The sequence below is a fragment of the Colwellia sp. 5_MG-2023 genome, from assembly GCF_030547795.1.
Lineage (GTDB): Bacteria > Pseudomonadota > Gammaproteobacteria > Enterobacterales > Alteromonadaceae > Colwellia.
Window position 1 is genome coordinate 26,697 of record NZ_JAUOPW010000013.1, and the last position, 12,421, is coordinate 39,117.

Genomic DNA, 12,421 nt, shown 5'->3' on the forward strand with positions numbered 1-12,421 from the left:
TGCGATTAAAGTAATAAGTTTCGTGATTAAACGAACGGATTAACTTTAATAATAGTTTCGTTACGATCTGGGCCAGTTGAAATAATATCAACAGGAATACCAGTAACTTCTTCAATGCGCTTAATATAAGCAAGGGCATTAGCTGGTAAATCATCAACTGATGTTGCACCAACTGTATTTTCAGTCCAACCTGGCATTTCTTCATATACCGGTGTGATCTTATCGTAACCTTCAGCAGCCGTTGGCGGCACAGTGATAATATCGCCTGATTCAGTTTTATAACCAGTACAAATTTTTAAGGTTGTTAAACCGTCAAGTACATCAAGTTTAGTTAAACAAAAGCCTGTCACACTATTAACTTGAACTGCACGATGCATTGCAACAGCATCAAACCAACCACAACGGCGTTCACGGCCCGTAGTTGCTCCAAATTCATGGCCAACAGTACCTAAATGATTACCAATTTCATCATCTAACTCTGTAGGAAATGGGCCTGAACCAACACGAGTAGTGTAAGCTTTAGTGATACCAAGAATATAATCTAAGTGACGTGGACCAAAACCACAACCAGTAGCAACGCCACCAGCCGTTGTATTTGAAGATGTTACATAAGGATATGTACCATGATCAATATCAAGTAATGTTCCTTGAGCCCCTTCAAACATAATAGAGTCGCCTGCAATACGTGCTTGATCTAAGATTTCTGAAATATCAGCAGTCATCTTTTTAATCGTATCAGCAACAGCAAGTGCATCAGCAAGTACTTCTTCATAATTCACTGGTTCAACTTTATAATAGTTAACCAATGAGAAGTTGTGATATTCAACAATTTCTTTTAATTTAGTTGCAAAAGTCTCTGCACAGAATAAATCACCAACACGTAAACCGCGTCGTGCAACTTTATCTTCGTATGCTGGACCAATACCACGCCCTGTTGTACCAATAGGCTTATTACCACGTGCAACTTCACGAGCAGCATCTAAAGCATTATGGTATGGAAGAATTAGCGGACATGCGTCACTAATTAGCAAACGTTCACGTACTGGAACGCCCTTAGCTTCCAACATGGTAATTTCTGTCATTAAAGCTTTAGGACATAAAACTACACCGTTACCAATAAGACATTTTACGTTATCACGTAATACACCTGATGGAATTAGATGAAGTACGGTTTTTTCACCGTCTATCACTAAAGTATGGCCTGCATTATGTCCGCCTTGATAGCGAACAACATATTTTGCTTTATCGGTTAGTAAGTCAACGATCTTACCTTTACCTTCGTCACCCCATTGGGTACCTAGAACAACTACGTTTTTGCCCATTTTTGACTATTTCATAAGAAAATTAGGCGGGGATTCTAACAAAAATCAAATTGTAGTCCAAGAACAAATAACTGTTTATTTAATAAATATAAAAATAGCCTTTGATGTTAAGGGCTTATCTTTATTCTTTTTTAACTAATATTATGAACTATTGTGATAAACATAGCTTAAAAATCGTAAATATAAAAAACGCTAACATCATATTGCGGCTGTTTATCAATGTGTCTCGCTATTTTAGCCGCAACATTTTATACATTTGATAATAAATCAAGTAACCTGAGCTCGGCTTAATATATTCTTCTCTAACAACTACTTTTACTTGGTCTATCCTTTGCTCATACTTTCGTTCTGGATATAAAAAAGCCAGCAAAAATGCTGGCTTTATAGATAAACAAACTCAAAGTAATTTTACTCTCAGATTATTTGTTTGAACCGTCTTTTAAATAGTGGAAAAAGTCACTATCAGGTTTAACAACCATGATATCACTTTTGCTATTAAAGCTATTCTCATAAGCTTCTAAACTACGATAAAAACGATAGAACTCAGCATCTTTACCATAAGCAGATGCATATATTTTAGATGCTTCTGCATCACCCTCACCACGTGTAGTTGAAGCATTCTTTTTCGCTTCAGCTAACATAAGAGTAACTTTAGCATCAATCGTGGCACGAATTATTTCCGACTGCTCTTGACCTTGTGATCTATGTTCTTTTGCTACAGCAGTACGTTCAGCACGCATACGATCATAAATAGAGTTGCTAACCTCAGTAGGTAAATTAATAGCTTTAATACGTACATCTACCACTTCAATACCAAGATCTTCACGGCTACTTTCTGCACTTTCTAATGCTTGTTGCATTATTGCATCACGATCACCTGACACGATTTCTTTAATCGTTCTATTACCAAATTCAGTACGAAGACCATTATTTACTTTCTGCTTTAGTAAGGCACGAGCATTTTCAACTGAACCTGATGTACGTAGGTAATAAGTAGAAAAATCAATAATGCGCCACTTAACAAAAGAGTCAACCATTAAATCTTTTTTCTCTGATGTTACGAAACGATCTGGCGCTTCATCTAACGTCTGAATACGTGCATCTAGCTTACGTACCGATTCAATAAATGGAATTTTAAAATGTAAACCTGGTTCAAATACCAACATTTGATCCGATACCGAATCACGTTTAATTTTTGAAAACTGGAACACAATACCACGTTGACCTTCATAGATAACAAACATAGAAGACACAACTAAGATAAATACTAATGCGACAATAGCAATAATAAAGTTTTTCATAATCTAGTTACTCCCATTATTGAATCTATCACTTCGACCAGAAGTTGATGGTGAAGAGTTCACACTTGGCTGCTCTTGTGGCTGTGAGTATGGTTGAGGCGTTGTGCGCTGAGTAGTAGATTGCTGCTGCATAATTTTATCAAGTGGTAAATACATCATATTATTTCCACCATCAACATCAACCATTACCTTACTGGTATTACTATAAACTTTTTCCATCGTTGCAATATATAAACGCTGGCGAGTCACTTCTGGTGCTGCTTGATACTCAGGCAGAATTTTTTCAAAACGAGCAACTTCACCTTCTGCATCTAATACAATTTGTCCTTTATAGGCAAGCGCTTCTTGTTCCATACGTTTCACACGACCACGAGCACGAGGTTCAATGCCACGCGCATAAGCTTCAGCTTCACGTAAAAAACGTACTTCATCTTCTTGTGCAGCAATAGCATCATCGAATGCATCTTTCACTTCATTAGGCGGACGAGCATCTTTAAAGTTAACATCAACAATAATCAAACCTAAATTAAAAGGTTCTATAATTTCTTCAAGCTCTTTCCACACAGATTGGCGAATAATTTCTCGACCACTAGTTAGAATGTCATCCATTTTTGCATGGCCAACAACGTAGCGTAACGCACTATCAAGCGATTGATTCAAACTATCGTCAGCATTAGTAACACTAAATACATAATTACGTGCATCCATCACACGGTATTGAATTTGCATTTCAACTTGAACAACATTTTCATCTTGCGTTAGCATAAAACCTGATGACTGCATTTCACGCGTACTTTGCATATCGATAGGGATAATACGGTCAACAAAAGTCCACTTCCAGTTAATCCCTGGATCAACTGTGCCAGCATACTGGCCAAAACGCAGTACTATGCCTTTTTCTGCTTCTTTGATCGTATAAAAACCACTAAATGCGTAAACAACTATTGCAATAATAAGTACTAAACTTATACCAATAGTAGACATGCTTTTACCTGAGGGTGATGACCCTCCTGAAGAATTTCCGCCACCTTTGCCTCCAAAGATGCCACTGACTTTTTTACCTAAATCATTAAGTAACTCATCTAAGTCTGGTGGGCCTTGGTTCTTACCACCTTTATTTTTCCAGGGGTCTTTATCATTATTCCCCGGTTCATTCCAAGCCATGTATTTCTCCGCTAGGTTAGTAATTATTAAAATATTTATTGATGATTCTATCAAATAAATTCAAGTTTATGATAAAACGATCGCTTTTATAAGACTCAATATGAGTATTAACACATTAATTTACAATATATGCCCTATTGAAGTTGAAATTAGGGTTTTAATTGGACATATTGTTCAATGTCATTGCCTTCTTGTTTGACTAGTCGATTCCATTCTCGTTTAGGTAGTTTTAAATTAAGATGACAGTTACCTTCATCATCATAATGCTCATTTTGAATACTGTTTAATCGATATAATATTCCACGAAGTTTTCCCGCTGTTGGCGGAATAACTAACATAGTTTCAACTATTTGACTTCCTAGACGTTCAGTCAGTGCGGTAAAAAATAAATCAATACCAATATTAGCTTGAGCTGATAGCCAAACTCTTATGGGCCGCCCTTGATAATCTCGGTCTATTCTAGGAGCAACATCATCTAAATTATCAATTTTATTACAAATAATTAACTGTGGAACTTCATCTGCTTCAATTTCAGATAAAACATGCTCCACCTGTTCAATATTTTCACTTCGCCTATCATCTGAAATATCCACCACATGAATTAATAGCTCAGCTTCACGGGTTTCTGTTAATGTCGCTTTAAATGCAGCAACTAAATCATGAGGTAAATGACGAATAAAACCAACGGTATCAGCTAAAATTACACCACCAATACCCTCAAGCTCAATTCGTCGCAAGGTTGGGTCAAGTGTTGCAAAAAGTTGATCAGCGGCATAAACATCTGATGCCGTTAATAGATTAAATAGCGTAGACTTTCCTGCATTAGTGTAGCCAACTAACGATATTGTTGGCAATTCAGCACGCGTTCTTGAACGTCTGCCTTGTTGTCTTTGTCGTTCAACCTTTTCTAAACGTTTACCAATCATCACCATACGTTCACTTAATAAACGTCTATCGGTTTCTAATTGCGTTTCGCCTGGTCCACGTAAACCTACACCACCCTTTTGACGCTCTAAGTGAGTCCAGCCACGAATTAATCGACTACTCATATGTCGTAATTGTGCTAATTCAACTTGTAACTTACCTTCGTGTGTACGCGCTCGCTGCGCAAAAATATCAAGAATAAGTGAAGTTCTATCTACTACACGGCACTGGCATAAAGCTTCAATGTTTTTTTCTTGGGAAGGCGATAAACTATGATTAAATAGCACAACATTAGCGTCAAACAAACGAACAGCTTCTGCTATTTCTTCGGCTTTTCCTGAGCCAACAAAAAATTTAGGGTGTGGAGTACTACGTTTACCAGAAATAACGGTTAACGCGCTTACGCCTGCAGAAGAAACTAACATTTTAAATTCAGTTAAATCTTCACGGGTACTTTCATCTGGGAAGTCGAGGTGGACAAGCACTGCTTGTTCACCTGCTTGATAACGGTCAAACAACTGCATTAAACCTTAGAAATAATGACTGTCGAGACAGGATAAAAAAATTCTCTAAAAAGTCACATTCAAATAACGCGAATACCAACCTATGCGTAAAAGATAAGTTGTTCTGAGTAAAATTTAGCACCAAAATATAAGTAACTTTTACTCTTCTGACTCTGACTGATTAGCCGCCGGTGCTGTGTTTACTGCACGTGCTGGTACTACGGTTGAAATAGCATGTTTATATACCATTTGACTAACGGTATTCTTTAATAGAATCACAAATTGATCAAATGATTCTACTTGCCCTTGTAGTTTAATACCGTTGACTAAATAGATTGCAACTGGAATACGATCACGACGTAACGCATTCAAAAATGGGTCTTGTAAAGATTGACCTTTTGCCATTTTATGGCTCCTTTTTCTTATTATTAAATAAAAGTTATTAACCAAAATTATTTTTGATTAATGATAATTTTTGCTATTCCCCAATACATAACCAGTTAATTATACATCAATATTTTAATATTGCTTAATGATTACCAGTATATTTATCTTTATTGAGAATATTATTGTAACTATTTACGTAGTGAAAACTGTCGCTAAACAGACAAAATATAGCTTTAACTAACCAATTATTGCTAAATAATGTGATACAACAACTGTTTTCACCTTTATTTAACCTAATAAAAATGTCATTAAATTTTCATGTTTATTAGGTTTTTTATATCAATCACATTTACCAACGGCAGCTAACACTTTTGACAAATTCATTTCATCATCTGTTGTTAACCACTGCAATTCAGGCCAACTTCTAAGCCAGGTTAATTGGCGCTTAGCCAATTGCCTTGTAGCACACACACCTTTGAAAATCATTTCTTCATGACCATATTCACCGTTCAAATATTGCCACATTTGACGATAACCAACACAACGGATTGAAGGTAAATTTTCATGTAAATCATTGCGTTTTTTTAACTCAATAACTTCCTTTTCAAATCCTTGCTCTATCATTTGTTGATATCGCAACTCAATTCGTTCATGCAAAGTACTGCGCTCTTTCGGTGTGATGGCGAATTGTAATATATCGCCATCGAGCTTATTACCTTTAATTTGTGTCAATTGTGTCAAAGTATTACCTGTTAAGCGAAATACTTCTAATGCACGAATTAATCGTTGAGGATCATTTGGATGAATTCTTTGTGCCGAAACGGAATCAACTTGCGCTAATTGCGCATGCATTGCTTCCCACCCATGCTCTACAGCTTCCCTTTCTATCTGTTGACGCACTTCACTACTTGCCGCAGGTAGTGGTGAAATCCCTTCAATGAGACTCTTAAAATACATCATAGTTCCCCCAACTAACAAAGGAATTCGATTATTAGCTCTGATACTCGCTATTTCAGCTAATGCGTCATGACAGAAATCAGCAGCAGAGTAGCTTTGCGCTGCATCACGAAGGTTAATTAAACGATGAGGGTATTTCGATAATTCATCCGCGCTAGGTTTAGCTGTGCCAATATCCATATCTCGATAGATTAAGGCTGAATCAACGCTAATAATATCGCAAGGCAAAGCATCAGACAAAGCCATAGCTAATGCGGTTTTACCCGATGCTGTTGGCCCCATTAAACAAATAACAGGTGGTTGCTTGGCTACATTTTTTGTCGACACTAAATTGGAATCTCATGTTAACTATACTGGTAACTTAACTAATGTGTTACGTCCAACTCAGTAATAGATATTAATTGCTTAACTTGAGATGTAAGGTCTAGCGGGACAGATTTCAAGAGTACGGCATCTATTTTTTGTGTTGATAGTGTTTTTTTTGCTTCTAGCCATAAAGCTTGGGCTTGTTCTTCACTATAGTGTTGAGCAACCATCACACTAGCTAGCGCAGCAATGATACTTTTATCACGCTCTTTTGGTTGTTTGTCACCGTGGTCAAATGATAATAATTTTTCAATAATTTTGATAAAACTTGTACTTACATCTTGTTCTCGCAATAAAGCTGGAAACTGTCGTATCTGTAATCGCCCTTTACTACCTTTATCGTTTACAGTCACAACAATGCCCGCTAACGCTAATTCAGACTGATAGTGTTGTATTGCTCTCATTTGCTGCTCTGATAGTTTTATCACAACAGGCAATAATAAAGGTTGACTAATTAACCCTTTATTAGGTTTTGTTTCACTTAACTGCCAATGTAAGAGAATTTTATTTTTGTGTAATTGGTACGCTAAGGTGGCTAATGAAAGTAAGCGTAAACTGCTGTCTTGTTTGAAAATACCATATTGCCCTTGCTCAATAGCAATAAAGAACGTTTCAGCATGGTGTTGGACTTTTAAAGCAGTAATCGGGTTAGAAAGTTCTCCCTCTGCAACCTTGTTTGTAGGTTCACTTTCATTATGTACTATTGGAGTCATCAGTTTTTGATAATTTTCTACCGCAGACTTAGTTATTCTTGGACTAGCAGTATAATTATTGGTTGTCGCAGAACGCGGACTATATGCTTTTTCATTTATTTGAGCTAATGGTTTTATATAATCAGGACGATCATATTGCACACTTTCATGTATCGGTTCAACTTGATTCTCTACTGGCAGGTGCTCTTCCTGAAAATCTAACAGCTGATTATTTTCCATTAATGCTTTATGACACACAGAGTAAATAAAGTCATGAACATAGCGACTTTGATGAAAACGCACTTCATGTTTAGCTGGATGTACATTCACATCAACTTCACGGTGATCAAGAGTTAGAAACAACACAAATGCAGGATAAGTATCTGGTGGTAATAAGTCGGCATAGGCTTGACGAATCGCATGATTAATTAACTTGTCACGCATCATTCGGCCATTAACATAGCTATAGCAAAGATCATTTTGATTACGTGCAAAGCTTGGTTTTGCTAACCAGCCAGAAAACAACATATCATCATGCTGACAGTGAACTTCTACCGCATGTTCAACAAACTTTTGACCACATACCATAGCAACACGCTTGGCACTTTGTGCTTTAGTCATTGCAGCGCGATATTGACGAATTATTTTTCCGTTATGTGTTAAAGAAAAACTAACGTCAAAACACGCCAATGCAATACGCCTTATCACTTCATCAATATGATTAAATTCTGTTTTTTCAGTACGTAAAAACTTACGCCTTGCAGGTGTATTAAAAAATAAATCTAATACTTCGATAGTTGTACCATCGGGATGTGCGGCAGGCTGTATACTCACAGCCATATCACGACCTTCAGCACTCGCTTGCCATGCTGTTGCTTGGGCTTTAGGCTTAGACGTTAAAGTTAATCTTGCCACTGAACTGATACTTGCTAATGCTTCACCACGAAAACCGAGACTGTTTATCGCCTCTAAATCACTTAGATCTTTTATCTTACTTGTTGCATGACGACTTAATGCTAATGTTAATTCGTCTTTGACAATGCCAGCACCATTATCACTAATACGAATACGTTTAACACCACCTTTATCAACCTCAATATTTATATTGGTTGCGCCTGCATCTAAGCTATTTTCAACAAGCTCTTTAATAACTGAAGCAGGTCGTTCTACGACCTCTCCGGCCGCTATTTGGTTCGCTAATCGTGCTGGAAGTATCGCTATTGTCATGATTATTCTTATTTTTTAGGTTTTAAATTTACAATACAGTGCTAACCTGCACGGGGAATTTTTAAAGTCTGACCAATACGAAGTACATTAGATTTTAAGTTATTGACCGCTTTAATTCTGGCCACAGATATCTTATAACGTTGCGCGAGTACCGACAAAGACTCACCACTACGTACTTTATGCTTTCGCATGGTCGTAGCTGCTATTAAGGTACCTTGAGGAGCATTGCTCGTAAAATAACTATCAACCGCTTTAAAAATGGCATTCGCAAGTTTTGTTTGATGAGTTCTACTATTAAGATTTTTTTCTTCGGTTGGGTTAGAAATGAAGCCTGTCTCTATCAATACAGAGGGAATATCAGATGATTTCAAAACGGCTAAACTCAAACCTTCAGGTTCTTTTTTATGGAGTTTAGTTACTTGTTTTAATTCCTTAATAACATGCAATGCAAATTCATAACTACTGGCCATAGTGTATTCTTTTTTCATATCAGCAAGCGTAAAAGCTAAGTTTTTATCTTTTGTTAATTTAATGGTATCGCCTGCTCCACCTAATAATTCTGACTCATCTTGCCTATTTGCAATCCAACGAGTAAATTCAGAATTAGCCCGTCTAGATGATTGTACTAATACTGAAGCACCACTCGGTTTAGATGATACAAAAGCATCAGCATGGATAGAAATAAGTAAATCCGCTTTGTTTTCTCTCGCTAGCTCTGTTTTTCGACTATGTGTTACATAGTAATCGCCGGTTCTGATCATCGCCGCTTTAAAGCCATCTCGTTGATCAATCATCTTAGCGAGCTTTTTAGCAATTGATAGCGTTATCCTTTTTTCATATGTACCCTTAGCACCAATAGAACCAGGATCTTCACCACCATGCCCAGCGACAATCGCAATAACTATATCTCGTTTACCATTAGAACTGTTATTTTCAGTAATAGGCGTTGATTTATTTTTATCATGTAAGTCAATAACTAACCGGTCTCCATACTGTCCTGCAGGTGCCAAAGGAAAAACAGTTAATGGGTACTTTTTTGATAGTTCTAATACTAGTCGAGTACTGCCTGTTGATTTGGCAGTACTGGTACGAAATACCTGAATTCGTGGATCATTTTCAGCTAATTTTGTGAGCGCAACATTATTTTTGGTGTTTTTAAAATCAATAACTAAGCGGTCCGGTTTACTTAAAGTAAAATATTTATAATCAGGTTTACTTTTCAGATCGAAAACAATACGCGTATTTTCTGGTGCCGGCCAAACACGAATACCATCAATACTATTAGTGCTTGCTAAGGCATTATTTGTACATAAGAGTACTACAGCTAATAAAAGCCAAAATACAATAGACGCTATGGAGGGTAATAAACGCATAACCAACCTTAAAAATTTTTAATTACTAATCTTAAGTGATATAAATGCTCAAGATATTCTCACAAAACCTATCAGAAACTGCTTTAGCAATCATCACATTAACCATATGTTAATGCCAATTGCTGTAAAACATCCTCACCTCGTTTAGAGCAAGCTTGTAAATCGATCACTCGTTGCTCATTTTGATAAACCATATTAATGATTATATCCTCATTAGCCAAGAGGCCAGCGCCTTTTTCTGGCCATTCAATAAAGCAACAACAATTATCAGCGAAATAATCGCGAATCCCCATATATTCTAATTCTTCAGGATCTCCTAGACGATATAGGTCAAAATGATAAACTTGCCACGGCGGTAATTCATACGGTTCAACTAAGGTGTAAGTTGGGCTTTTAACGTTGCCTTTATGCCCCATTCCACGTACAAAACCACGTGTAAGTGTTGTTTTTCCAGCCCCCAAGTCACCATTTAAAAAAACCACCAGTGATTGTTGGGCTTGTTGTTGTTCATTTTGCCACTGTAATACTTTAGCTAAGCTATCGCCCATAGCAATTGTCGCGGCTTCATCGGGTAAAAGGTACTCTAACTTTTTCATTTTTTCTCAAAATTTTCTATTAATCGTTAGGTTAGCTATTCTATGCCTAGAAAGCTTACAATAGTATGAATAGGTGATATTACATTAATCATAGTAACTGATAATAATATCATCTGATGCGCCATGAATATAGACAGGCTCGGAGGTAACTATAAAATATTTATGCTCTTATAAAAGTAAATATTATTTGGTTATTTAGCCGATGGAATAAAGTCACCAACCACAAAAATACTAACCGGTAAAGTGAAGTATTCTGACACTTATATTTTGCTCGAGATTGTTGTGGTAAACTCATCAATCATTTACACCTAGCAGCTATACTAAACCATACTTTATTTGTATTGGTTATTTTATTTAAAAAATGACAAAAACAATCCCAGATACTCATGCTATCAACTATTCCCAATTGGCTGAAAAAATCCAGTGTTGGGGTAAGGAATTAGGCTTTTCTCAATTAGGTATTACTGATATTGACCTATCCCAACATGAAAGAAGCCTTGAAAAGTGGTTAGCAAATGGTTATCACGGCAATATGGAATATATGGCGCGTCATGGTTTAATGCGTGCACGTCCTGCAGAGTTGGTACCAGGAACGGTTAGAGTTATTAGTGTTCGATTAGACTATTTGCCTACTGACGCCAAGTGCGCTCGTATTTTGAAAGCGAAAGATCACGCTTATATTAGCCGCTACGCATTGGGGCGAGACTATCATAAACTGATGCGAAAACGGCTACAGTCATTAGGCAAAAAAATTGCTGAACATTGTGAAGAGTTCAATTTTCGTCCATTTGTTGATTCAGCCCCCATATTAGAACGTCCCCTTGCTGAAAAAGCGGGTTTAGGTTGGGTGGGTAAGCATACCTTATTACTCAATAAAGAAGCTGGCTCGTGGTTTTTTCTTGGTGAACTGCTTATAGATATACCACTGCCAATAACATCAATTAAACCTAAAAACACAGAAAGATCGGTCAATGACTGTGGCAGTTGTGTTGCTTGTATAAAAATATGCCCAACCAAAGCTATCGTAAAACCTTATGTCGTTGATGCCAGACGCTGTATTTCTTATTTTACCATTGAATCTCCTGATCCTATTCCAATAGAATTGAGACCATTAATGGGTAATCGAATTTATGGTTGTGACGATTGCCAACTTATTTGTCCTTGGAACAAATACGCAAAGCTGAGTTTAGAAGATGATTTTCAAGCGAGAAATCAACTGGATGAAATAACACTTTTAACGCTATTTTCTTGGAATGAAACTTACTTTTTAGATGTTTTTCAAGGTTCGCCGATACGACGAATAGGGTTTCAAAGCTGGCAACGTAATATTGCCGTAGCATTAGGTAATGCTCCTTGGGATGCTGAAATTGTTCAAGCATTGGAAGATAAGTTACCACTTGCTTCCGAATTAGTTGCTGAGCATATTCATTGGGCTATAGCACAGCAAAACCTAAGTAAACCAAATAAAGACGTTATGAATAAAAGCCCGATTGAACGACTTAATGCTAGATTAATTCGTTCAGTAGAAAAAGGGCTTCCTAGAGATGCATAATCGTTCAACTATACAGGTTTAAAAATGTCCAAGGTAGATTACAATACCTAATGAAAT

The 12,421-nt window shown here is 36.8% G+C and carries 10 protein-coding genes; 1 reads left to right on the forward strand and 9 read right to left on the reverse strand.

Annotated elements, in window-relative coordinates; all coding sequences use genetic code 11:
* Nucleotides 1-26: 26 nt before the first annotated feature.
* From Q4496_RS10380 to tsaE, 9 genes are all read right to left on the reverse strand, one after another.
* Complete coding sequence (locus Q4496_RS10380; protein ID WP_215973962.1) at nt 27-1,322, reverse strand: adenylosuccinate synthase; 1,296 nt, start codon at nt 1,320-1,322, stop codon at nt 27-29.
* A 419-nt stretch (nt 1,323-1,741) separates the two neighbouring features.
* Entirely contained in the window at nt 1,742-2,623 is an 882-nt protein-coding gene (gene hflC, locus Q4496_RS10385; protein WP_215973963.1) for a protease modulator HflC, read from the reverse strand.
* Between the two features lie 3 nt (nt 2,624-2,626).
* A complete protein-coding gene (hflK, locus tag Q4496_RS10390) occupies nt 2,627-3,787 on the reverse strand; it encodes an FtsH protease activity modulator HflK (protein WP_215973964.1) in 1,161 nt (386 codons plus the stop codon).
* A gap of 149 nt (nt 3,788-3,936) precedes the next feature.
* Nucleotides 3,937-5,229 (reverse strand): ribosome rescue GTPase HflX, encoded by a 1,293-nt coding sequence (gene hflX / locus Q4496_RS10395; RefSeq protein ID WP_215974027.1) that lies wholly within the window; start codon nt 5,227-5,229, stop codon nt 3,937-3,939.
* Nucleotides 5,230-5,373: 144 nt separating this feature from the next.
* The gene (hfq, locus tag Q4496_RS10400; protein WP_215973965.1) at nt 5,374-5,619 is read right to left on the reverse strand and encodes an RNA chaperone Hfq; all 246 of its coding nucleotides are present in this window, start codon (nt 5,617-5,619) and stop codon (nt 5,374-5,376) included.
* A gap of 321 nt (nt 5,620-5,940) precedes the next feature.
* A complete protein-coding gene (gene miaA, locus Q4496_RS10405) occupies nt 5,941-6,840 on the reverse strand; it encodes a tRNA (adenosine(37)-N6)-dimethylallyltransferase MiaA (RefSeq protein WP_215974028.1) in 900 nt (299 codons plus the stop codon).
* A gap of 83 nt (nt 6,841-6,923) precedes the next feature.
* Nucleotides 6,924-8,843, reverse strand: coding sequence for a DNA mismatch repair endonuclease MutL (gene mutL / locus Q4496_RS10410; RefSeq protein WP_303610412.1), 1,920 nt, complete (start codon nt 8,841-8,843; stop codon nt 6,924-6,926).
* 41 nt (nt 8,844-8,884) lie between these two features.
* Complete coding sequence (locus tag Q4496_RS10415; RefSeq protein ID WP_215973967.1) at nt 8,885-10,216, reverse strand: N-acetylmuramoyl-L-alanine amidase; 1,332 nt, start codon at nt 10,214-10,216, stop codon at nt 8,885-8,887.
* A 98-nt stretch (nt 10,217-10,314) separates the two neighbouring features.
* On the reverse strand, nt 10,315-10,812 hold the full coding sequence (gene tsaE / locus Q4496_RS10420; RefSeq protein WP_215973968.1) for a tRNA (adenosine(37)-N6)-threonylcarbamoyltransferase complex ATPase subunit type 1 TsaE: 498 nt from the start codon (nt 10,810-10,812) through the stop codon (nt 10,315-10,317).
* Nucleotides 10,813-11,173: 361 nt separating this feature from the next.
* Between tsaE and queG the strand changes: the two genes are divergently transcribed.
* Complete coding sequence (queG, locus tag Q4496_RS10425; RefSeq protein WP_303610413.1) at nt 11,174-12,364, forward strand: tRNA epoxyqueuosine(34) reductase QueG; 1,191 nt, start codon at nt 11,174-11,176, stop codon at nt 12,362-12,364.
* The last annotated feature ends 57 nt before the right edge of the window (nt 12,365-12,421 follow it).